A 21,645-nucleotide genomic window follows, 5' to 3' on the forward strand; every position below is an offset into this window, starting at 1 on the left:
CCCGAGACCGGCGCCGCGCGGCCGCCGCGCGGGCTTGCGCCGGGCGAGCGCCGTCAGGGCCGGGGCGCCCGCCAGACCGGTGCTCAGGACCGGCGCGCTGCCGGTCCCGGGCGTCGCGCGGACCGTCGCGCTCGGCAATCGATCGAGGGATGGCCGGGCTGCCCAGGCGGGCACCGCGCCGGCGAGGACCAGTCCGGCCGACAGGATGAGGATCCTCGCGCGCATCCCGCTCTCCCCGGCCTTTCAACGGCGCCGACGGACGACAACGCCCGAGGAGCCGCCGCGTTCGACCCGTGAACGCCCCGGTCCGCCGCCTCAGTCCGCGGAGACCGGGAAGTGCCGGGCCAGCACGGCGCGGACTTGCGCCACCATGTCGGCCTCCGGGCAGGACACCTGCGCCGGCCGCGCCGCCTTCCACTCGGCGTTGCTGGCGATGGACTCGGCCGCCTGGGCGCCCGCGATCAGGTCCTTGATCTGGACCTCGCCGGCCAGGCGCTCGTTCGAGCCCTGGATGACCGCGACGGGGGCGCGGCGGCGGTCGGCGTATTTCATCTGCGCCTTCATGCCGGCGGCGCCGAGATAGAGTTCAGCCCGGATTCCGTCGGCCCGCAGGAGGGCCACCAGCCGCTGGTAATCGGCCATGTTCTCCCGGTCGAGGACCAGCACCACCACCGGACCGGGCGTCTCGACGCCGGAAAGCAGCGGGCTGCCCACGAGCTGCAGGGCCGAGAACAGGCGCGAGACGCCGATGGAGAAGCCGGTGGCCGGCACCGGCTCGGCCCGGAACCGCCCGACGAGGCCGTCGTAGCGCCCGCCGCCCGCCACGGAGCCGAAGCGCACGGTCTGGCCGTCCTCGTTGGTGACGGGAAACGTCAGCTCCGCCTCGTAGACCGGGCCGGTATAGTATTCGAGGCCGCGCACCACGCTCGGATCGGCCCGGATCACGTCGTGGCCGTAGCCGGCGGCGGCGCAGAGGCGCATGATCGCGTGCAATTCGGCGATCCCCTCGCGGCCGGTCTCCGAATCGCCGACCGCATCGTGCCAGCCCGCGAAGAACTTTTCCCAGAACGCCATCTTGTCGGCGCCGTCGGCGGCGTCGGCCTGGAACGACACGTAGGCGAGGATCCGGCCGATCGCCGCTGCGTCGAGGCCCGCGCCCTTGGTGAAGTCGCCGCTCTCGTCCTTGCGGCCGGCGCCCAGAAGGTCGCGCACGCCGTCGACACCCAGCCGGTCGAGCTTGTCGATCGCCCGCAGCACGGTGAGGCGCTGGCCGGCCTTGTCGGGGCCGGAGAGCCCGATCGCCTCCATCACCCCGTCCAGCACCTTGCGGTTGTTGACCTTGACCACATATTGGCCGCCGAGCCCGAGGCGGTTCAGCGTGTCGGCCATCAGCATGCAGGTCTCGGCATCGGCCGCGATGCTGCCGGCGCCGACGATGTCGGCGTCGAACTGCATGAACTGGCGGAACCGGCCCGGCCCCGGCTTCTCGTTGCGGAAGACGATGCCCGCCCGGTAGCTGCGATAGGGCTTGGGCAGGGCGTCGTAATTCTCGGCGACGAACCGGGCGAGCGGCGCCGTGAGGTCGTAGCGTAAGGACAGCCACGCCTCGTCGTCGTCCTGGAACGAGAACACCCCGGCGTTCGGGCGGTCGAGGTCGGGCAGGAACTTGCCCAGGGCCTCGGTGTACTCGACGAAGGGCGTCTCCAGGGCCTCGAACCCGTAGAGTTCGAAGCTCCTCCGGATCGTCTCCAGCATCCGCCCCTGCGCGGCGATCTCGTCGGCGCGCCGGTCGACGAAGCCGCGCGGCAGGCGGGGCTTCAGGGTTTCGGGCTTCTCGGCCCTGGCGGTGTCGGCCTTGGACATGTGAACGTGTTCGCTTCCCGCGGACCCGAAACCCGGGTCCGGATCGGATCCTGAGTCGTCTCCGGCGAGCGGAGATCCTGTGGTCGGGCTCTAGAGCATGCGGTGCGAAAGGGGAATTCGGTTTCCGGATGCCGGCGTCCGTCGCGCGTCCGGACAGGGGCGCCCGGACAGGCGCGGCGCATCCAGCGGCGGTTCGCAGCCTCTGCCGGGCATGCCCGACCCGCGGGCAGCCCGTAGGGCGCTCTCAGTACGGCGCCGTCAGCTTGAGCCAGAGCAGCACCGCGAGGCTCACCACGGCGATCGGCATCTGGAGCGGGCGCAGGCGGGCATGGGCGAGGGGAACCTCACCGGCCCGCGCGGCGATCGGATCGAGGATCCCGACGACCGCGTAGCCGAGGATCAGCATCGCCAGCGCCGGCACCGCCTTGCCCATCACCGCCGCGAACAGGCTGAACAGCCCGAGCCCGTAGAGGACCAGCATCGTCACGATCTGAGACACGTGCGGCCCGCCCTCGGTCCGGAAGCTGACGCCCCGGCGCACCCCGGCCAGGAACAGCAGGATCGAGGCGGCGTAGAGCAGGGTGAACAGCGCCACCAGGTAATCGAGGGGCTTGCCGTTCAGCCACCACGTCCCGGCGGCGCCGACGGCGATCGGCAGCATCGGGCCGAAGCCGAAGACGATGTCGAGCCAGGGCATCCGGCGGGGCTCGTGCGTGGTGAGGGTGCGTCCGGTGGCGTCGTCGCGCATGGCGGTCAGGGGGAACTCTCGATTCGACGGTCTGCTGCGCCGCAGCACCGGGACGGGGAACGGCCGCGCGCCGGCCCAGTTCCGCAACCGGTCCCGGGCAGCGCCCGTGTAGCGCCGACGCGGCGCCCCGGCGAGGCCCCCGACGGTCACCGCAGCGACCCCTTGAGTACCGGAAGAAAAGGCGTTATCCCTGTCGTGCCCTCATCACAAGGTCTGCGCCGCAGCGCGCCCGTGAGCCGCGAGGGTCCTGCCTCATCGGTTTCGCCACTCAGATCTCGGGCCCCTCGCCGCAGCGCGGCCCGCTCTCCGGTGCCCATCCCCCGGGTGCCTGGCACAGAACCGGCCCTCCCACCTTCTCCGTCGGTTGCAAGACATCCATGACGCCAAACCCCGACGCCCTCGCCGATCTCGAGACCGCGGAGCCGGCCGATGTGCCCGCCATGCCCGCCGCCCTCGAAGGCGTCCGCGAGGTCAAGCTCCAGGACCTCAAGTCCAAGACGCCCACCGACCTGACCGCCTTCGCCGAGGAGGTCGAGGTCGAGAACGCCTCGACCATGCGCAAGCAGGAGTTGATGTTCGCCATCCTGAAGCAGCTCGCTGCCAAGGAGGTCGAGATCATCGGCTCGGGCACCGTCGAGGTGCTGCAGGACGGCTTCGGCTTCCTGCGCTCCTCCGACTCGAACTACCTGCCGGGTCCCGACGATATCTACATCTCGCCGACCCAGATCCGCCGCTTCGGCCTGCGCACCGGCGACACCGTCGAAGGCCCGATCCGCGGCCCCAAGGACGGCGAGCGCTACTTTGCCCTTCTGAAGGTCAACACGATCAACTTCGAAAATCCGGAAAAAATCAAGCACAAGGTCCACTTCGACAACCTGACGCCGCTCTTCCCGACGAAGCGGTTCAAGCTCGAGCTGGACAACCCGACCAAGAAGGACTTCTCCCCGCGGATCATCGACATCGTGGCGCCGATCGGAAAGGGCCAGCGCGCCCTGATCGTGGCGCCGCCGCGCACGGGTAAGACCGTGCTGATGCAGAACATCGCCCAGTCGATCACCCTCAACCACCCGGAATGCTACCTGATCGTGCTGCTCATCGACGAGCGGCCCGAGGAGGTCACCGACATGCAGCGCTCGGTGAAGGGCRAGGTCATCGCCTCGACCTTCGACGAGCCGGCCACCCGCCACGTGCAGGTCGCCGAGATGGTGATCGAGAAGGCCAAGCGCCTCGTGGAGCACGGCCGCGACGTCGTCATCCTGCTCGACTCGATCACCCGCCTTGGCCGCGCCTACAACACGGTGGTGCCGTCCTCCGGCAAGGTGCTCACCGGCGGTGTCGACGCCAACGCCCTGCAGCGGCCCAAGCGCTTCTTCGGTGCCGCCCGCAACATCGAGGAGGGCGGCTCCCTCTCGATCATCGCCACCGCGCTCATCGACACCGGCTCGCGCATGGACGAGGTGATCTTCGAGGAGTTCAAGGGCACCGGCAACTCCGAGATCATCCTGGACCGCAAGGTCTCGGACAAGCGCATCTTCCCGGCGATCGACATCACCCGCTCGGGCACCCGCAAGGAGGAGCTGCTGGTCCCGCCGGACGCCCTCAAGAAGACCTACGTGCTGCGCCGCATCCTCAACCCGATGGGCGTCACCGACGCGATCGAGTTCCTGCTCGACAAGCTGCGTCAGACCAAGAGCAACGGCGACTTCTTCGACTCGATGAACACCTGAGGCGGACGCGCCCTCCCTCCCCCCACGGGGGAGGGAGACGCGCCTGTCCCGTCATCGTCTGTGCCGCCGCGGCACGGAATCGGCCGGCGGCGCGATCGGGCCGTTGACCTTCCCCTAACCGCTCCCTGCCAGGATCGTGTTCGGGCGCCAGGTTGCGTATCGGCCCCGCGACAGCCCCGCCGGCCGGTTGAGTCCGGCGGCGGGGCTCGTCGCAGCCCCGTCGCAGGGGCATTCTCCGGCTTGCACCTGCCCCAGGATCCGTGACACTGGCGCGATGCCTCGCTCGCCCTGGACCGGTCCGGACCCGCTCCTCCTCGCCTCGACCAGCCCGACCCGGCGCCTCCTCCTGGAGAGCGCCGCCCTTCCGGTCGAGACCGCCACCCCCGACGTGGACGAGCGCGCCCTGGAGGCGGAGAGCGCCGGCCTGTCCCCGCCCGACCTCGCCCTGACCCTCGCCCGCGCCAAGGCCCAATCGGTGGCGGCGCGCCTCCCCGGCCGGCTGGTCATCGGCGCCGACCAGGTGCTCGACCTCGACGGCGTCGTGTTCCACAAGCCGGCCGATGCTGCGGCGGCCCGGGCGCAGCTCGCCCGCCTCGCCGGCCGGACCCACGCTTTGCATTCCGCGGTGGTCCTGGCCGGGACGGTCGAGGACGCCTTCGTGGAGACCGCCCGGCTGACCCTGCGGCCCCTCGATGACCGGGCCATCGCGGCCTATGTGGAGTGCGCCGGCGAGGCCCGGGTGCGGTCGAGCGTCGGCGGCTACCAGCTGGAAGGGGCGGGGATCCACCTGTTCGACACGGTCGCGGGCGACCACAGCACCGTGCTGGGGCTGCCGCTCCTGCCGCTCCTCGCCCGCCTGCGCGCCGCCGGGCTTCTGGATTTCTGAGGGACCATCGCCTTGGCCGGACACGACCACGCGCACGCGGGCCATTCGCACGGGAGCCCTGCCCAGGGCGGTCATGGTGGTCATGGCCATGGCGGTCATGGCGGCCACGGGCATGCCCCGAAGAATTTCGGGCCGGCCTTCGCCATCGGCATCGCGCTCAACACCGCCTTCGTGGGCGTGGAGGCGGTCTACGGCTATCTCAGCAATTCGATCTCCCTGGTGGCCGATGCCGGCCACAACCTCTCGGACGTTCTCGGCCTCGCCGCGGCCTGGATCGCCGCGATCCTCGTGCGCCGCCGCGCCAGCGCGCGCTTCACTTACGGCTATCGCGGCTCCTCGATCCTGGCGGCCCTGTTCAATGCCGTGTTCCTGCTGATCGCCATGGGGGCGGTGATCTGGGAGGCGCTGGTCCGGCTGGTCCATCCCGAGCCGGTCGCGGGCACGACCGTGATGGTGGTGGCCGCCCTGGGAATCCTCGTCAACGGCCTGACCGCGTGGCTCTTCGCCAGCGGTGCCAAGGGCGACATCAACATCCGCGGCGCCTTTCTGCACATGGCGGCCGACGCCGCCGTCTCGGCCGGCGTGGTGGTGGCCGGCCTCGTGATCCAGCTCACCGGGCTCGTCTGGCTCGACCCGGCGGTCAGCCTCGTCGTCGCGGGCCTCGTGGTCTGGGCGACCTGGGGCCTCCTGCGCGACAGCGTGGCGATGTCGCTGGACGCCGTGCCGCCGGAGATCTCCCCCGAGGCGGTGAGCGGCTTCCTGCGCGCGCGGCCCGGCGTCGCCGACCTCCACGACCTCCACATCTGGCCGATGAGCACCACGAGCGTCGCCCTCACGGTCCACCTCGTGATGGCCGAGGACCACCCGGTCCGGCTTCCGGCCGGGAACGGCTTCCTCATCGAGACCGCCGACGCCCTGCGCGAGCGCTTCGGCATCGGCCACGCGACCCTGCAGATCGAGGCGGCCGGCGGCCCCGACTGCCGCCTCGCGAAGGCCTGCGCCGCGTGACCGGCGCCCCGATCTCCCGCGCCCCGATCGCCCGCGCCTTCGTGGTCGGCCACCCGATCGCCCATTCGCGCTCGCCGCTGATCCACGGCCACTGGCTCGCCGAGCACGGGCTTGCGGGTTCCTACGAGCGCCTGGACGTCGCCCCGGAAGCGTTTCCGGACTTCGTCCGCGGCCTGCCCGCCTCCGGCTACCGGGGCGGCAATGTCACGATCCCCCACAAGGAGGCGGCCTTCGCCCTCGCCGACACCCTGACGCCGCGGGCGGAAAAGATCGGCGCGGTGAACACCCTGGTGGTCGAGCCCGACGGGCGGATCCGCGGCGACAACACCGACGCGCCGGGCTTCTGCGCCCATCTCGACCAGAGCCTGGGCGAAGCCTGGCCGGCCCGCGCCGGCGGCACCGCCGTCGTGCTCGGGGCCGGCGGGGCGGCGCGTGCCGTCGTGGTCGGGCTCGCCGAGCGCGGCATGGCGCGCATCCTGGTGGCCAACCGGACCCTGTCCCGGGCCGAGGCGGTGGCCGCCCTGGCGCCGGGCATCGGCACGGCGCTGGCCTGGGACGCGCTGCCTGCGGCGCTGCGGGAGGCCGGGCTCCTCGTCAACACCACGTCCCTCGGCATGAAGGGCCAGCCGCCCCTCGACCTCGACCTCGCGCCCCTGCCGGCGGAGGCCGCGGTGGCCGACATCGTCTACGCGCCCCTGGAGACGGCGCTGCTGGCCGCCGCCCGCCGCCGGGGTCTCGCGGCGGTGGACGGGCTCGGCATGCTGCTGCACCAGGCGGTGCCGGGCTTCGAGGCCTGGTTCGGCCTGCGCCCGACCGTGACCCCGGCCCTGCGCGACCGGATCGTGGCGGATCTCGCCCCATGAGGCCGAAGGCCGGGTCCGGACCCGTCGTCCTCGGGCTCACCGGCTCGATCGGCATGGGCAAGTCGGCCACCGCGGCGATGTTCGCGCGGCTGGGCGTCCCGGTCCACGACGCAGACGCGGCCGTCCACGCCCTCTACGGACCCGGCGGCGCGGCCGCGGCGGCGATCGGAAAGGCCTTCCCCGGCGTGCTCGATCCGCAGGGCGGCGTCGACCGGGCACGCCTGCGCGATGCGGTGCTCGACGCGCCCGTGCGGATGGCCGCCCTCGAGGGGATCGTCCACCCGCTGGTGCGCGCGGCCAGCACGGATTTCCTGGCCCGGCACGCGGACGCCGCCCTGGTCGTTCTCGACGTTCCCCTCCTCTACGAGACCGGTGGCGAGGGCCGCTGCGACGCGGTCGCGGTGGTCAGCGCCCCGCCCGAGATCCAGCGCGCCCGGGTGCTCGCCCGCCCCGGCATGAATGAGGCCACCTTCGCGGCGATCCTGGCCAAGCAGCTGCCCGATGCCGAGAAGCGGGTGCGGGCGGATTTCGTCATCGACACGAGCCGGGGGTTTCCGGCCGCCGAGGCCGAGGTGGCCCGGATCGTCGCCCGGCTCACGCAGGGCCGTGCGCCGTCCTGCCCGGACGGCTGAGCGTCGACACGCGCGCCGGCCCGAGACCCTGTGCAGGAGGGAGACGCCATGCCGGGGGCCGATCCATGGGGCATCCGGGCAACACCGTGTATCACCGGTGGCGGGCATCTCGCCGATGGGAGGCCGTGCGCCATGCGGAGGACGAGACCGAACCGGCGGCCGGAGACGGCCTGGCGGCGAACCGGATTGACGCCCGGACGGCCTGCCGTCCGGCTCGCGTGCCTCGCCCTCGCCCTGCTCGGACCCGGGCCGGCGCCTGCGTCGCGGCCTGCCCCGCCGGCTACGAGGATCGGGGTCGCGATTGCGTCTACCGCAACACGTCCCGGTGAACGGCCGCGCAGGGCCGGTTAACCGCGCCGGCCTATCGGGTTAGGGTCAGCCCCCACCAGCGAGCCGCGAGACCCATGCTGCGCGAGATCGTCCTCGATACCGAGACCACCGGCACGGAAGCGAAGGGAGGCGACCGGCTGATCGAGATCGGCGCGGTGGAACTCCTGAACCACATCCCCACCGGCCGGACCTTCCACCGTTACTGCAACCCGCAGCGGGCCGTGTCCGAAGGCGCGTTCAACGTCCACGGCCTGTCGGACGCGTTCCTGTCCGACAAGCCGCCCTTCGCCGAGATCGTCGGCGAACTGCTGGCCTTCCTGGCCGACGGGCGCCTCGTCATCCACAACGCGCCCTTCGACGTCGGCTTCCTCAACATGGAATACGCCCGGCTCGGGGCCGGCGCCCCGCCGCCGATCCGGCTGGAGGACGTGGTCGACACCCTGCCGATGGCCCGGCGCAAGCACCCGGGCGCGGCCAACAACCTCGACGCCCTCTGCAACCGCTACGGCATCGACAACACCCGGCGCACCAAGCACGGGGCGCTCCTCGACGCGCAGATCCTGGCCGAGGTCTATGTCGAGCTGCTCGGCGGCAAGCAGACCAGCCTCGGCCTCCTGGACGCGGCGAGCGCCGCCCCGCCGCCCGGAGCGCTCGCCCAGGCCGCGACCCCGGCGGCACCCCGCCCCTACCGGAGCCGCCTCACCGAGGCCGAGCGTGCCCGCCACGACGGCTTCCGGGCGAGCCTCGGTCCCGCCGCGATCTGGGCCGAGTACATCGGGGCGGACGAGCCCGCCTGATCCCCGCCCTGCCCCGGCAGCGGTTGTTGCCGCATCGCACAGGGGCGTTTATTGCAATGCACCATACGCCGTCGGCGCACCATCTCGCGGGATGGTGAGGGATCGCCTCTGCGGTGGCACAGGCGCGTGGGTCCCGGCCGTGACGGAGATGCTGAGGCAGTGAGGCGCGCACGCATGACCGAGGATTTCGGCAGCCGCGACGGAGAGCGCGGCGACAAGCCCGTTTCGACGCCATTCGCCGACCTGATCGAAGCCACGCGGCTCACCGGCCTCGGCCGGCTCGACGAGGCGACCGCCCTGATCCAGCGCAGCCTCGGTGGCCAGAAGGCGACCCCCGTCGTCCCGCAGGACACCGACCCCCGCGACGGGCGCCCCGAGGCGCATCGGAACCCGGTCCCGGAGTCCGGGTTGCGGATGCGCGCGGTGGTGGATCAGGTCGTGCGCGGCCTCGCGCCGGTGCTGAAGGGCCTGGGCAACCCGCTGCGGCAGTCGCCGTCGCCGCCCGCCGCCGGGACGGGGACGGGCGGGGGCCGTTTCGTATCCCTGACCCATGCCGAGCCCGCCGGCACCCGCGAGTACAAGCTGTACATCCCGAGCCATCCGGACGCCGCGGCGCCGCTGATCGTGATGCTGCACGGCTGTACGCAGAACCCGGACGATTTCGCCGCCGGCACCGGCATGAACACCCTGGCCGAGCGCGCCGGCGTGTTCGTGGCCTACCCGGCCCAGAGCCGCCAAGCCCATGCCCAGCGCTGCTGGAACTGGTACGAGCCCCGGGACCAGATCCGCGGGTCGGGCGAGCCGGCGATCATCGCGGGACTCACCCGCGCCGTGATGGCCGCCCACCCCGTCGACCCGGCCCGGGTCTACATCGCCGGCCTGTCGGCGGGGGGCGCCGCCGCCCTGAACATCGCCCGCGCCTATCCGGACCTCTTCGCCGCCGTGGGCGTGCATTCGGGCCTCGCCGCGGGCTGCGCCAGGGATCTCGGCTCGGCGCTGATGGCCATGCAGGTCGGAGCGCCGGGCCTCGGCACCGCGACGCCCTTCGGCGCTCCCGCGATGGCGGTGCGCGTGCCGACGATCATCGTCCACGGCGAGGACGACGGCACGGTGAGCGTGCGCAACGCCGACCAAGTGCTCGCCCAGGCCAACATCGCCGGTCTGATGGCCCGGTCCGAAACCTTCGAGGGCCGTGGCCATCCCTTCACCCGCACCCGCTACCGGGACGAAGCCGGCCGGGTCGTCGTCGAGGATTGGCGGGTGCGCGGCGCTGGCCACGCCTGGTCCGGTGGCCACCCCGAGGGCAGCTACACGGATCGCGAGGGACCCGACGCCTCCCGGGCGATGCTCGATTTCTTCGCCGAGCACCGGCTGGGCTCGCGGCGGCCTTGAGGGCATTCCAGAGGACTTGCTCTGCGGCGGGCCGCCCGGCCGGACCGGGCCTCGCCCGCTTGCAGGGCTCTGCCCTGCACCCGCAAAAGGTCCCGGACCTTTTGAAACCAGGATTGTGACGGACCGACCATGACCGCCATCCCGACCCTCGACGGCCTCGCCGAGATCGCCGACCGGTACGACCTGATCCTCTGCGACGTCTGGGGCGTGCTGCACGACGGCCAGTCGGCCCACGGGGCCGCCGGCGAGGCCCTGATCCGCTTCCGCGGCCTTCCGGGGGCGCGGCCGCGGCGGGTCGTCCTCGTCTCCAACGCCCCGCGGCCGGGCGACGGGGTCGGACGCATCCTCGACCGGTTCGGCGTGCCGCGGGAGGCCTACGACGCGATCCTGACCTCCGGTGATCTCACCCACGCCCTGATCGCCCAGCGCCCCGGCGCCCGGATCCGGCATCTCGGGCCGGAGCGCGACCTCGGCATCTTCCAGGGACTCGATCTCAGCCTCGTTCCGGAGGCGGAGGCCGACCTCGTCGTCTGCACCGGCCTGTTCGACGACCGCAGCGAGACCGCGGACGATTACCGGCCGGAACTCGAACGCCTCGCCGCCCGCCGGCTCACGATGATCTGCGCCAATCCCGACCTCGTGGTGGAGAGCGGCAACCGGCTGATCCCCTGCGCGGGCCTGATCGCGGCGGCCTATGCCGAGATCGGCGGCGCCGTGGTCTATGCCGGCAAGCCGCACCGTCCGGTCTACGAAGCGGCCCTCGCCAAGGGGGCGGCGCTCACCGGCGCCCCAGTGGATGCCGGCCGGGTCCTGGCGATCGGCGACGCGATCCGCACCGACATCGCCGGCGCGCGGGGCTTCGGCATCGCGAGCCTGCTGGTGGCCCGGGGCATCCACGCCGAGGAACTCGGCGTCACCGCCGCGCATCACCGCCTGGGCGACGTGGCGGACTGGCTCGGCCGGCAGGCGGTGCACCCGGACGCGGTGATCGAGCGTCTGGTCTGGCAGGCCTGACCACCGCGCCGCGGGGGCGGCCCGCATCGCCGTGCCCGTGCCCGTGCCCGTGCCGGCATGCTACGGTTCGGCGATGAGCGAGCCCATCCCCGCCGCCACCCACGCCCGCACGATTCTGGCCGCGCACGAGCATCGCCGCCAGATCGCGCCGCTGACCGCCTGGGATCCCGGGCTCGACCTGGCGGCGGCCTACCGGGTGGCCGAAGCGGTGCGGCGCCTGCGCGCGGGGCGCGGCGAGCGGACGGTCGGCTACAAGATCGGCTTCACCAACACGACGTTGTGGGACCGGTACGGCGTCCGGGCGCCGATCTGGGGCCATGTCTACGACACGACCCTGCGCGACCGGGCCACGCTGCCGGGACCGGTCGCCCTCGCGGCTTTCGTGGAGCCCCGGATCGAGCCGGAGATCGTCTTCGGGCTGGCGCGCGCGCCGGAGCCCGGCATGGACGCGATGGCGCTGATCGACTGCGTCGACTGGGCGGCGTGCGGCTTCGAGATCGTGCAGTCCTTGTTCCCCGGCTGGCGCTTCGCCGCCCCCGACACGGTCGCGGCGTTCGGGCTGCACGGGCTGCTGGTGGTCGGCGAGCGGGTGCGGATCCCCCCGGCGGACCGGCAGCCCTGGATCGGCCGCCTCGCGGAATTTTCGGTCGCGCTGCTGCGGGACGGCGCCGTCGCCGACCGGGGCGGCGGCCGGAACGTCCTCGGCGCGGGGCCGCTGGCCGCCCTCTCCCACCTCGTCGATGCGCTGGCTAACGATCCAGCCGGACCGCGGCTGGCGGCGGGCGCGGTCGTCACGACCGGGACCCTGACGGACGCGCTTCCGGTGGCGTCCGGACAGGTCTGGAGCCTGCGGCTCGACGGGCTTCCGCTTCCCGGCATCGACCTTGCGCTGATCTGAAACGTCCCGTCCGGGTTATCGTGCGGGGATCGTGCGGTTTCCCGGACCGGCTCCGGGACTCAGGCATTGGTGATGCTTAGCCGACATGGCACATGCTGGAACATGCCTGGACGCCCGCGGCGACGCTACACGACCTTCCTCGTCTCCGTCACGACGGAGCGCGCAGACCCGGCATCGGGCGCCGTGGTCTATGCGGTGATGAAACCCGGCGCCGAGGAGGCGCTGGCGGCGGTCCGGCCGCTCGCCGGCCCGACGGACAGCCTCGCCGTCGTGGGCCGCCTGTCCACCCGGATCGCCAAGGCCCTCAAGCTGAAGCCCGACGAGCCGCGGGTGGTCTGAGCCGTCCGGTTCCGGCTCAATCCACCGCGAGCCTGTAGCCGACGCCCCGGACGGTCTGCAGGAAGACCGGGTTGGCGGGGTCGACCTCGGTCTTGCGGCGCAGGCGGTTGATCTGCACGTCGACGGTGCGCTCCGCCGCCGCGCCACCGGGTCCGGCGAGCTGCTCGCGCTCGACATTGGCGCCGCCCGCCATCGCCAGGATCGTCAGGATCTCGCGCTCGCGCTCGGTGATGCGGATCAGCTCGTCGTCCCGGCGCAGCTCGCCCCGGTCGACGCGGAACGCGAACGGCCCGAAGGTCACCGCCTCGGCGGCCGCCGCGCGGGGCCGCACGCTGCGCTTGATGATGTTGTTGAGCCGCAGCGTCAGCTCCCGCGGCTCGAAGGGCTTCGGCAGGTAATCGTCCGCGCCGATCTCCAGGCCCATCACCCGGTCGTTGGGATTGGAGCGGGCGGTGAGCATCAGGATCGGCACCCGCGAGGTCTCGCGCACGCTGCGGGCGTAGTCGAAGCCGTTCTCGCCGGGCATCATCACGTCGAGCACCATCGCGTCGAACACCACGCTCTGGGCGCGCGCCCGGGCCTCCGCGGCGCTGGCCGCGGCGGTGACCCGGAACCCCTGGTCGGTGAGGTAGCGGGCGAGCAGTTCGCGCAGGCGGCGGTCGTCGTCGACCACCAGGACATGCGGTGCCTCGTCGGGCAGGTCGGCCCGGGTGGCGGTGCTCACGCGCCCTCCCCATCCCGCATGCGCCCCTCGGGCTCCCCGCCGCGCCGGGCCATCAGGCGCTGGACTGCCGGGCGGTCCTCCGGCTCGATCATCGCCATCAGGAAGTCCTCCGGGGACCCCCGGGCGTCCGGCGCCGCGAGCGCCCGGGCGAGGCGGCGGGCCTGGACGCGGGTGAGGTCGGCCGCGAGTTCGGCGCCCGACGGGGTGCAGTACAGGAGGCGCTGGCGCCGGTCGCTGGATCCGGGCCTCTGCGCCACGTAGCCCTGCCCGATCAGGTCCTTGAGCACCCGGTTCAGGCTCTGCTTGGTGATGCGCAGGATGTCGAGGAGTTCGGCGATGGTCAGGCCCGGGTAGCGGTCGACGAAGTGCAACACCCGATGGTGAGCCCGGCCGAAGCCGTAGGCGGCTAGGATCCGGTCGGGATCGCCCACGAAGTCGCGGTAGGCGAAGAACAGCAATTCGATCAGGTCGTCGCTGCCGAGGGCGGCCGGCGCGGCGCCCGGAACGGGGTTGGCCGCGAGGTTCGCCTCGCGCGGGGCTGTCCGTGTCACGGCGCGGCCGCTCCCAACGGGTGATAGGTCAGTCCCCGTGACGTTTCTCAAGCAGGCTCCGGCCCGTCAACCCTGGCCGGCGGGTCCGGCGCGGCGCCGCGGCGGTTTCGTCCCGGGTTGCCGCCGATCCTGCCCCTCCGCTACGCAGGGCCGGTCGGGCGACGGGAGGAGACGTGACCATGGCCGAGGCCGCCGAACCGGACCTGCGCCGCCTCTGGATCCGCGATCCCCGCGCCATCCTGGCCGAGGGGGCCGGCGGCGGGATCGTCGTCGCGGGCACCCGGATCGTCGAGCACGTGCCGGCGGGCGCAAGGCCGACCGCTCCGGTGGACGAGACCTTCGACGCCACGCGCCACGTGGTCATTCCCGGACTGATCAATACCCACCACCACGCCTTCCAGACGCTGACCCGTGCCCATCCGCTGGCGATCAACAAGCCGCTCTTTCCCTGGCTGAAGGCGCTCTACACGGTCTGGGGGCGGATCACCCCGGAGGCGTTCCGCCTTGCCACCCGGGTGGCCTTCACCGAGTTGCTGCTCTCGGGCTGCACCACGGCGGGCGACCACCACTACCTGTTCCCAAGGGGGCTGGAGGATTCGGTGGACGTCCAGGTCGACGAAGCCCGGAGCCTCGGCATCCGGGCGGCGGTCACCCGCGGCTCGATGAGCCTGTCCGACCGGGAGGGCGGCCTGCCCCCCGAAAGCCTGACGCAGGACGACGACACGATCCTGGCCGATTGCGAGCGGGTGCTGAACCTCTTCCACGACCCGGCCCCCGGGACGATGGTGCAGATCGGCCTCGCCCCCTGCTCGCCCTTCGCGGTGACCAAGCGCCTAATGCGGGAGAGCGCCGCGCTGGCCGCCCGGCACGGAAGCCGGCTGCACACCCATCTCGGCGAGACGCGCGACGAGGACGCCTACTGCCAGGCGATGTTCGGTTGCCGGCCCGTCGACTACCTCGAAGAGGTCGGCTGGCTGAACGACCGGGTCTGGCTCGCCCACGGCATCCACTTCAACGATGCCGAGGTGGCCCGGCTCGGCAGGGCGGGGGTCGGCGTCTGTCACTGCCCGACCTCGAACATGACCCTGGCGTCGGGCCGCTGCCGGACCTGCGAACTGGAGGCGGCGGGCTCGCCCGTAGGCCTCGGGGTCGACGGCTCGGCCTCGAACGACAGCTCGAACCTGATGGAGGGCGTGCGCCACGCCCTGATGATCAACCGGCTCACCTACGGGGCGGAGGCCGTGACCCATCGCGACGCGCTCCGCTGGGCCACCGAGGGGTCGGCCGCCTGCCTCGGCCGGTCCGATATCGGGCGGATCGCGCCGGGCCGCGAGGCGGACCTCGCCCTGTTCACCCTGGACGAGCTGCGCTTCTCCGGCGCCCACGATCCCCTCGCGGCGCTGGTCCTCTGCGGTGCCACCCGGGCCGACCGGGTGATGGTGGCGGGTCGATGGCGGGTGATCGACGGGCAGCCGCTGGGTGTCGATACCGGGATGCTGCGCGAGGCGCATTCCCGGCTGGCGGTGGAGTTGTTCGGGGCGATGTAGAGGGCGGGCAGTCACCGCCCGGGCGAGCCCTGACCCGCCCTGCCCCGTCATCGCGAGCGTCAGCGAAGCGACCCAGGGTGGCACGACCTCGGAGAGCGTGGCGCCGCTGGGTTGCTTCGCTCCGCTCGCAAGGACGAACGGCGGAGCCCGCCCATGGAGGGAGCCCCGCGCGATCCTCAGAACAGCCCGTCGATCTGCCCGTCGGCGTCGAGCCGGATCGTGTCGGCGGCGGGCACCCGGGGCAGGCCCGGCATGGTCATGATCTCCCCGCAGATCGCCACCACGAAGCCGGCACCGGCCGAGAGCCGGACGTCGCGCACGCCGACGATGTGGCCCTCAGGGGCGCCCATCAGGGTCGGGTCGGTGGAGAACGAGTACTGGGTCTTGGCCATGCAGATCGGCAGGTGGCCGTAGCCGTCCTTCTCGAAGGTGGCGAGCTTTCCGGCGGCCTTGGTCTCGATCTGGATGTCGGCGGCGCCGTACAGCTTGGTGGCGATCGCCCGGATCTTGTCGGTGAGGCGGCTCTCGGTCTCGTAGGCGTGGCGGATCGGGGCCGGCTCCGCCTGGCTGAGCTTCACCACCGCGCGGGCCAGTTCCTCGGCGCCGGCCCCGCCCTCGGCCCAGTGTCGGCAGGTGATCGCCTCCACGTCGAGCCGCTCGCGGCACAGTTCCTTGAGCTTGGCATGCTCGGCGTCCGTGTCGGCGTAGAAGTGGTTGACGCCGACCACCACCGGCAGGCCGAAGCCGCGCAGGTTGGTGACGTGCCGGGCAAGGTTGGCAAAGCCCTTCTCCAGGGCGTCGATGTTCTCGCCCCCGAGGTTCTTCTTGTCGACGCCGCCGTGCATCTTGAGGGCGCGGATCGTCGCCACCACGACCACGGCCGAGGGGGTCAGGCCCGCCTGACGGCACTTGATGTCGAGGAACTTCTCGGCGCCGAGATCGGCGCCGAAGCCGGCCTCCGTCACCGTGTAGTCGGCGAGCCGCAGGCCGGCCCTTGTGGCGATCACCGAATTGCAGCCATGGGCGATGTTGGCGAAGGGGCCGCCGTGGATCAGCGCCGGGTTGCCCTCGAGCGTCTGCACGAGGTTCGGCTGCAGGGCGTCCTTGAGCAGCACCGTCATGGCGCCGGTGGCCTTCACGTCCTTGAGGGTGACGAGCTTGCGGTCGCGGGTCTCGGCGATGACGATCCGGCCGAGGCGCTCCTCCAGGTCGGCGAGGTCCTTGGCGAGGCAGAACACCGCCATCACCTCGGAGGCGACCGTGATGTCGAACCCGTCCTCGCGGGGGAAGCCGTTGGCGACGCCGCCCAGCGACTGGTTGATCTGGCGCAGCGCCCGGTCGTTCATGTCGACGACGCGGCGCCAGTGGATGCGGCGGACGTCGATGTTGAGCTCGTTCGCCCAGTAGACGTGGTTGTCGATCAGCGCGGCCGCGAGGCTGTGGGCCGCCGTGATGGCGTGGAAGTCGCCGGTGAAGTGCAGGTTGATCTGCTCCATCGGCACGACCTGCGCCTTGCCGCCGCCGGCCGCCCCGCCCTTCATGCCGAAGCACGGCCCGAGGGACGGCTCGCGCAGGCAGATCATGGTCTTTTCGCCGATGCGGTTGAGCGCATCGCCCAGGCCCACCGTGGTGGTGGTCTTGCCCTCGCCGGCCGGCGTCGGGGAGATCGCGGTGACCAGCACTAGCTTGCCGGGCGTCCGGCTCTCCAGCCCGGCGATGTAGCCGTGGTCGATCTTGGCGATGTGCTTGCCGTAATGGTGGAGCGCGTCATCCGGGATGCCGAGCGTCTCGGCGACCTGCGCGATCGGCTTCAGGGTCGCGGCGCGGGCGATCTCGATATCTGACGGCATGGGCGTTCCTCCCTGACTCGCGGGCACCCTGCCCGCCGCCGGCTCTTGCCGTGCGGATGTCCTGCCGTGCGGGCGACCGCCCGCGAACGGCTGCGCACTGTGCGTCAAACGGTTGGGAAAAGCGCGTCGATTTTTATGAGGTGGCGGACAAAAACAAGTTTTCGGTAGGCCGGTTGAAGAGTGCCCGGGGATGGCTTCCATCCCACCCCCTCATCCTGAGGTGCCGGAGCGCAGCGCAGACCTCGAAGGAAGCCGCCAGAGGCCATAGCGATCCCTGGAGGCCTCCTTCGAGGCGGCTGCGCCGCACCTCAGGATGAGGATTGTGGATGGGATCGGGCGCGCTCAGCCCCCCGACTTCTTGGCCTTGTCTGCGGCGCCCGGCGCCTCGTGGGGCTGCGGCGCGCCCTTGGGCAGCTCCGGGTTGTCGGCATTGTGGGGAGCGGCGACCGGGGCCGGCACGGTCTCGGCCGTGGCGGTGGGCTTCTCGGTCTCCGGCAGCCCATCCTTCAGCTTCGCGTTGATCTGCGCGAGGTCGTCCGGCTCGGGGTTCAGGTCCTTGGCGTGCTGCCACTGGAACTTGCCCTCGAGCCGCCGGCCCGAGCGCCAGTAGGCGTCGCCCAGGTGGTCGTTGATGGTCGGATCGCCCGGCTTCAGCTCGACGGCCTTCTCCAGCTCGCGCACCGCGTCGTCCCAGCGGCCGAGGCGGAAATAGGCCCAGCCGAGGCTGTCGACGATCATGCCGTCCCGGGGGCTCGCGTCGGCGGCCTGCTGCAGCAGCTTGAACGCCTCGTCGATGTTGGTGTTCTGGTCGACCCAGGAATAGCCGAGATAGTTCATCACTTGGGCCTTGGCGGCCGGCTGGTTGGCCGGCACCAGGGACAGGGCCTTCTTGAGGTCGGCCTCGGCCTTCGGCCATTGCTTGGCGCGCTCGTAGGCGGTGCCGCGGAAGTAGTAGGTCGTCCAGTAATTGGACTGCGGCCGGTCGCCGATCAGGTCGATGGCGCGGGTGTAGGTGGCCGCGGCCTCCTCGTACTTCTTGCGGGCGCGCTGGACGTTGCCGAGCGCGGTGATCACGTCGATGTCGTCCGGGTGCGCCTTCATGGCGGCGTCGAGATGCGCCAGCGCCTCGTCGCTCTTGCCCATCTGCTCCAAGTTCAGGCCGACCTGGATGTCGGCGTTGAGCTTGAGCGGCGAGGTGGCGGGGATCTGCGCGTAGGCCTCGTTGGCGCGCTCGGGCTGCTTCATCCGGTCCAGCGTGTCGGCGAGCGTCAGCCGGGCCAGCGCGTGGTCGGGGGCGAGGTAGAGCGCCAGTCGCAGGTAGATCACCGCGGGCAGCTCGTCGCCCTGCGTCGAGCCCGCCGAACCCAACCCGTACAGCACCTCGGCGGCGCCCTCCTGGGCGGTGCCGATCAGGCGGGTGAGCGGCTTGCCGTCCTTGAGCTTGTCGAGGGCGTCGCGCACCAGCGGATGGCGCGGCGAGAGCTGGTCGAAGTCGGAATAGGCCTGGATCGCCAGGTCGGTGCGGCCGAGGCTCGCCTCCATCCGGGCGTAGGCGTCGACGATGCGCAGGGTGTTGCGGTCGGCCTCGTAGGCGGCCTTGAGGCGCCGCTCGGCCTCGGCGTTGTCGCCGGTCACCGAGGCGATCAGGCCGGCATGGTAGTCGCGGAAGGTGTTGTAGTAGCGCTCGCCCCGGAGCTTGTTGACCGTCTCGAGGGCCTTCTTGCCGTCGCCCGCGCCTGCGTACGACCAGGCGGTGAGCAGCGTGGCAGTGAGGTCGGTCGCCGCGCCCCGGCCGCTGCGCGAGAAATTCTGGCGGGCGGCGGCCCACTGGCCGGCCTTGATCTGGCGCACCCCGAGGGTGAGGTTGGCCAGCCCGTTGGTCGGATCGCGGGCGATGAGCTTCTCGGCCGTGCGGAACGCGTCCGGCAGGGCGCCGTCGGCGAGCAGCGAGATGAAGGCGCGCTCGACCAGCTCGGCGTTGCGCGGGTCGGCCTTCACGGCCTCGCGGTAGTAGGTCGCCGCCGCGGCGGTGTCCCGGGACGCGCCCGCGATGTAGGCGGAGAGGAAGTTGCCCTCCAGCGAATCCGCGGGCTCGTAGTCGAGCACCGGAGTCGATTCCTTCGGCTGCGCGGCCAGAACGGTCTGCGGAAGCCCGGCAGCGAGCAGCAGGGCGAGCGCCGAGACGCTCCGGCGTGCGCGTGTTGTCTTCATGAACCGATCGCGGCTCCTGGGCGCCGGGCCATCGGGGGCCGGGCGCGAGAATGGCGGGTTATCCCCGAAAAAACGCTGGGGACACTGAACCCATCCCGCCAGCCCCGCAAGGCGAAAGGATGGCGCCCCGCCATCCCCGCCCGCCCCGGGCGCCTCACATGTTCGGGTAGTTCGGCCCGCCCGGACCCTCCGGCGTCACCCAGTCGATGTTCTGGTTCGGATCCTTGATGTCGCAGGTCTTGCAGTGGACGCAGTTCTGCGCGTTGATCTGGTAGCGCACCCCGTCGCTGGCGGCGGAATCCTCCACCCACTCGTAGACGCCCGCCGGGCAGTAGCGGCCCGAGGGTCCGCCGTAGACGTCGTGCTCGGAGCGCTTCTGCAGCTCCGGGTCACGGACCTTCAGGTGGGGCGGCTGGTCCTCCTCGTGGTTGGTGTTCGACAGGTAGACCGAGGAGAGCCGGTCGAAGGTCAGCTTGCCGTCGGGCTTCGGGTAGACGATCGGCGTCACCTCCGCGAGGGGCTTGAGGCAGGCATGATCGGGCTTGCCGTGCTTGAGCGTGCCGAACGGCGAGGCACCCAGAATGCTGGTCGCCCACATGTCGATCCCGCCGAGCCCGACGCCGACCAGCGTGCCGTATTTCGACCAGAGCGGCTTGACGTTGCGCACGGCCTTCAGGTCCTGCCCGATCGGGCTGTCGCGCCAGCCGGCCTCGTAGGCGGCGAGCTCGTCGCCCGCGCGGCCCGCCTTCAGGGCGTCCGCGATGGCGTCGGCCGCCTGCATCCCGGACAGGATCGCGTTGTGCGAGCCCTTGATCCGCGGCACGTTCACGAAGCCCGCCGAGCAGCCGACGAGGCACCCGCCCGGGAAGACGAGCTTCGGCACGGACTGCCAGCCGCCCTCCATGATGGCCCGCGCCCCGTAGCCGATGCGCTTGGCGCCCTCGAAGGTCTCGGCGATCATCGGGTGGGTCTTGAAGCGCTGGAACTCCTCGAACGGCGACAGGGTCGGGTTCTCGTAGTTCAGGTGCGTGACGAAGCCGACCGAGAGCAGATGGTCGTCGAAATGGTAGAGCCACGAGCCGCCGCCGGCCTTGTTGGGCAGGGGCCAGCCCATCGTGTGCTGCACGAGACCGGGCTCGAACTTGCCGGGCGCGAGCTGCCACAGCTCCTTCACGCCGAGCCCGTACTTGAAGTGGTCGCTGTACCGGTTGAGTTCGAAGCGCCGGATCAGCCCCTTGGTGAGGTTGCCCCGGGCGCCCTCGCCGAACACCGTGTACTTGCCCCGCAATTCCATGCCGCGGGTGTAGTCGTCGCGCGGCTCGCCGGACTTGCCGATGCCGAGATCGCCCGTGGCGATGCCCGCCACGGCGCCGTTGTCGTCGAACAGCACCTCGGAAGCCGGGAAGCCCGGATAGATCTCGACGCCGAGCGCCTCGGCCTGGGCGCCCAGATACTTGCAGGTGTTCGAGAGCGAGCCGACGAAGTTGCCGTGGTTCGACATGAGCTTGGGGAAGAACAGGTTCGGCAGGGTGATGCCGCTGTTCTTGGTGAGCATCATGAACTCGTCGCGCTGGACCTCGGTCTTCAGCGGCCGCTCCGGGTCGGTGCGCCACTCGGGGAGCAGCCGGTCGAGGCCGATCGGGTCGATCACCGCCCCCGACAGGATGTGGGCACCGACCTCCGAGCCCTTCTCGACGACGACGACCGAGATCTCCTCGCCGATCTCGGCGGCGCGCTGCTTCAGGCGGATCGCGGTGGCGAGCCCCGCCGGACCCGCGCCCACCACGACCACGTCGAAATCCATGCTCTCGCGTTCGGGCAGCGCCATCCTCGCCTCTCCTTTTCTTGTTCCGGCCCCGATGCGTCGACGGGCCGGCATCCCTGCTGCCGTCTCAAGCGATTCCAAGCTAGAAAGGCAAGCTGCCGACGCCCAGCCCCGCGGCAAAGTTCCCTCCGCCGCATGGACGCGGTGCGCGGGCGCGGAAGAATGGCCCGTCCCGTGCCGTTCGGTCACGCAAGCCTTTGCCGGCGGGCGTGTTTTCAGGCGTTGTCCACAGGCGTCGCCGGCCCCACATGCTGAACCACATGCCGAGCCCTCCAGACGCGCAAGCCGACCTGATCGCCTATCTCGACTTCCACGTGGAGGCCGGTGCCGACGCGGTTCTGGACGAGCGGCCCCATGACCGGTTTGGCGAGGCGGACGCGCCCGCGCCGACCCTGCGCGCGTCGCGCCGGGCCGCCGCCCCCCGCACCGCCGACCAGCCC

At 71.7% G+C, this 21,645-nt stretch carries 19 protein-coding genes and 1 pseudogene; 12 read left to right on the forward strand and 8 right to left on the reverse strand.

The window, feature by feature from the left end; all coding sequences use genetic code 11:
* The 3 genes from ACXJKQ_RS25640 to ACXJKQ_RS25650 form a co-directional block, all read right to left on the reverse strand.
* Positions 1-225: hypothetical protein (locus ACXJKQ_RS25640; protein WP_457108499.1), on the reverse strand; the 225-nt coding region annotated here is incomplete at its 3' end.
* A gap of 90 nt (positions 226-315) precedes the next feature.
* Positions 316-1,863: a histidine--tRNA ligase gene (gene hisS, locus ACXJKQ_RS25645; protein WP_457108500.1), complete on the reverse strand. Its 1,548-nt coding sequence runs from the start codon at positions 1,861-1,863 to the stop codon at positions 316-318.
* Between the two features lie 244 nt (positions 1,864-2,107).
* Entirely contained in the window at positions 2,108-2,611 is a 504-nt protein-coding gene (locus ACXJKQ_RS25650; RefSeq protein WP_457108517.1) for a DUF3429 domain-containing protein, read from the reverse strand.
* A gap of 377 nt (positions 2,612-2,988) precedes the next feature.
* On the opposite strand from ACXJKQ_RS25650, the gene rho reads away from it, so the two are divergent.
* From rho to ACXJKQ_RS25700, 10 genes are all read left to right on the forward strand, one after another.
* Entirely contained in the window at positions 2,989-4,338 is a 1,350-nt protein-coding gene (gene rho, locus ACXJKQ_RS25655) for a transcription termination factor Rho (protein ID WP_457108501.1), read from the forward strand.
* A 274-nt stretch (positions 4,339-4,612) separates the two neighbouring features.
* Positions 4,613-5,224 (forward strand): Maf family nucleotide pyrophosphatase, encoded by a 612-nt coding sequence (locus ACXJKQ_RS25660; RefSeq protein WP_457108502.1) that lies wholly within the window; start codon positions 4,613-4,615, stop codon positions 5,222-5,224.
* 12 nt (positions 5,225-5,236) lie between these two features.
* Positions 5,237-6,232, forward strand: a complete 996-nt coding sequence (locus tag ACXJKQ_RS25665) for a cation diffusion facilitator family transporter (protein ID WP_457108503.1) — start codon at positions 5,237-5,239, stop codon at positions 6,230-6,232.
* Positions 6,229-7,095, forward strand: a complete 867-nt coding sequence (locus ACXJKQ_RS25670) for a shikimate dehydrogenase (protein ID WP_457108504.1) — start codon at positions 6,229-6,231, stop codon at positions 7,093-7,095. The genes ACXJKQ_RS25665 and ACXJKQ_RS25670 overlap by 4 nt, the downstream gene beginning before the upstream one ends.
* Positions 7,092-7,727, forward strand: a complete 636-nt coding sequence (gene coaE / locus ACXJKQ_RS25675) for a dephospho-CoA kinase (RefSeq protein ID WP_457108505.1) — start codon at positions 7,092-7,094, stop codon at positions 7,725-7,727. Before ACXJKQ_RS25670 ends, coaE begins: the two co-directional genes overlap by 4 nt.
* 404 nt (positions 7,728-8,131) lie before the next feature.
* Positions 8,132-8,854, forward strand: coding sequence for a DNA polymerase III subunit epsilon (gene dnaQ, locus ACXJKQ_RS25680; protein ID WP_457108506.1), 723 nt, complete (start codon positions 8,132-8,134; stop codon positions 8,852-8,854).
* 174 nt (positions 8,855-9,028) lie between these two features.
* A complete protein-coding gene (locus ACXJKQ_RS25685) occupies positions 9,029-10,246 on the forward strand; it encodes an extracellular catalytic domain type 1 short-chain-length polyhydroxyalkanoate depolymerase (protein ID WP_457108507.1) in 1,218 nt (405 codons plus the stop codon).
* A gap of 129 nt (positions 10,247-10,375) precedes the next feature.
* A complete protein-coding gene (locus ACXJKQ_RS25690) occupies positions 10,376-11,260 on the forward strand; it encodes a TIGR01459 family HAD-type hydrolase (protein WP_457108508.1) in 885 nt (294 codons plus the stop codon).
* Between the two features lie 73 nt (positions 11,261-11,333).
* Entirely contained in the window at positions 11,334-12,158 is an 825-nt protein-coding gene (locus ACXJKQ_RS25695) for a 2-keto-4-pentenoate hydratase (RefSeq protein ID WP_457108509.1), read from the forward strand.
* A 102-nt stretch (positions 12,159-12,260) separates the two neighbouring features.
* On the forward strand, positions 12,261-12,497 hold the full coding sequence (locus tag ACXJKQ_RS25700) for a hypothetical protein (RefSeq protein ID WP_457108510.1): 237 nt from the start codon (positions 12,261-12,263) through the stop codon (positions 12,495-12,497).
* Positions 12,498-12,513: 16 nt separating this feature from the next.
* On the opposite strand, the gene ACXJKQ_RS25705 is transcribed toward ACXJKQ_RS25700, so the two are convergent.
* Together ACXJKQ_RS25705 and ACXJKQ_RS25710 are read right to left on the reverse strand one after the other, a co-directional pair.
* Entirely contained in the window at positions 12,514-13,221 is a 708-nt protein-coding gene (locus ACXJKQ_RS25705; protein WP_457108511.1) for a response regulator, read from the reverse strand.
* A complete protein-coding gene (locus ACXJKQ_RS25710; protein ID WP_457108512.1) occupies positions 13,218-13,772 on the reverse strand; it encodes a MarR family winged helix-turn-helix transcriptional regulator in 555 nt (184 codons plus the stop codon). The genes ACXJKQ_RS25705 and ACXJKQ_RS25710 overlap by 4 nt, the downstream gene beginning before the upstream one ends.
* A 179-nt stretch (positions 13,773-13,951) precedes the next feature.
* Between ACXJKQ_RS25710 and ACXJKQ_RS25715 the strand changes: the two genes are divergently transcribed.
* The gene (locus ACXJKQ_RS25715; RefSeq protein WP_457108513.1) at positions 13,952-15,319 is read left to right on the forward strand and encodes an 8-oxoguanine deaminase; all 1,368 of its coding nucleotides are present in this window, start codon (positions 13,952-13,954) and stop codon (positions 15,317-15,319) included.
* A 176-nt stretch (positions 15,320-15,495) separates the two neighbouring features.
* Here the strand turns inward: ACXJKQ_RS25715 and ACXJKQ_RS25720 are convergent, their stop codons facing one another.
* The 3 genes from ACXJKQ_RS25720 to ACXJKQ_RS25730 all read right to left on the reverse strand — a co-directional run bounded on the left by ACXJKQ_RS25720 (position 15,496) and on the right by ACXJKQ_RS25730 (position 21,208).
* Positions 15,496-17,169, reverse strand: coding sequence for a formate--tetrahydrofolate ligase (locus tag ACXJKQ_RS25720; protein ID WP_457108514.1), 1,674 nt, complete (start codon positions 17,167-17,169; stop codon positions 15,496-15,498).
* A 342-nt stretch (positions 17,170-17,511) separates the two neighbouring features.
* Complete coding sequence (locus ACXJKQ_RS25725; RefSeq protein WP_457108515.1) at positions 17,512-19,380, reverse strand: tetratricopeptide repeat protein; 1,869 nt, start codon at positions 19,378-19,380, stop codon at positions 17,512-17,514.
* A gap of 154 nt (positions 19,381-19,534) precedes the next feature.
* Complete coding sequence (locus ACXJKQ_RS25730) at positions 19,535-21,208, reverse strand: electron transfer flavoprotein-ubiquinone oxidoreductase (RefSeq protein WP_457108516.1); 1,674 nt, start codon at positions 21,206-21,208, stop codon at positions 19,535-19,537.
* Between the two features lie 257 nt (positions 21,209-21,465).
* Between ACXJKQ_RS25730 and ACXJKQ_RS25735 the strand changes: the two are divergent.
* Positions 21,466-21,645 (forward strand): annotated as a pseudogene (locus ACXJKQ_RS25735) (uracil-DNA glycosylase); the annotation flags it as partial.

The sequence above is a fragment of the Methylobacterium sp. P5_C11 genome (assembly GCF_054049775.1).

Excerpts from the sequence above, each read along its gene's own strand:
- coaE (WP_457108505.1), top strand. The coding sequence starts at position 7,092 with ATGAGGCCGAAGGCCGGGTCCGGACCCGTCGTCCTCGGGCTCACCGGC.
- ACXJKQ_RS25690 (WP_457108508.1), top strand. The coding sequence starts at position 10,376 with ATGACCGCCATCCCGACCCTCGACGGCCTCGCCGAGATCGCCGACCGG.
- ACXJKQ_RS25725 (WP_457108515.1), bottom strand. The coding sequence starts at position 19,380 with ATGAAGACAACACGCGCACGCCGGAGCGTCTCGGCGCTCGCCCTGCTG.
- ACXJKQ_RS25720 (WP_457108514.1), bottom strand. The coding sequence starts at position 17,169 with ATGCCGTCAGATATCGAGATCGCCCGCGCCGCGACCCTGAAGCCGATC.
- ACXJKQ_RS25660 (WP_457108502.1), top strand. The coding sequence starts at position 4,613 with ATGCCTCGCTCGCCCTGGACCGGTCCGGACCCGCTCCTCCTCGCCTCG.
- dnaQ (WP_457108506.1), top strand. The coding sequence starts at position 8,132 with ATGCTGCGCGAGATCGTCCTCGATACCGAGACCACCGGCACGGAAGCG.
- ACXJKQ_RS25695 (WP_457108509.1), top strand. The coding sequence starts at position 11,334 with ATGAGCGAGCCCATCCCCGCCGCCACCCACGCCCGCACGATTCTGGCC.
- ACXJKQ_RS25730 (WP_457108516.1), bottom strand. The coding sequence starts at position 21,208 with ATGGCGCTGCCCGAACGCGAGAGCATGGATTTCGACGTGGTCGTGGTG.
- ACXJKQ_RS25715 (WP_457108513.1), top strand. The coding sequence starts at position 13,952 with ATGGCCGAGGCCGCCGAACCGGACCTGCGCCGCCTCTGGATCCGCGAT.
- ACXJKQ_RS25650 (WP_457108517.1), bottom strand. The coding sequence starts at position 2,611 with ATGCGCGACGACGCCACCGGACGCACCCTCACCACGCACGAGCCCCGC.
- ACXJKQ_RS25700 (WP_457108510.1), top strand. The coding sequence starts at position 12,261 with ATGCCTGGACGCCCGCGGCGACGCTACACGACCTTCCTCGTCTCCGTC.
- hisS (WP_457108500.1), bottom strand. The coding sequence starts at position 1,863 with ATGTCCAAGGCCGACACCGCCAGGGCCGAGAAGCCCGAAACCCTGAAG.
- ACXJKQ_RS25685 (WP_457108507.1), top strand. The coding sequence starts at position 9,029 with ATGACCGAGGATTTCGGCAGCCGCGACGGAGAGCGCGGCGACAAGCCC.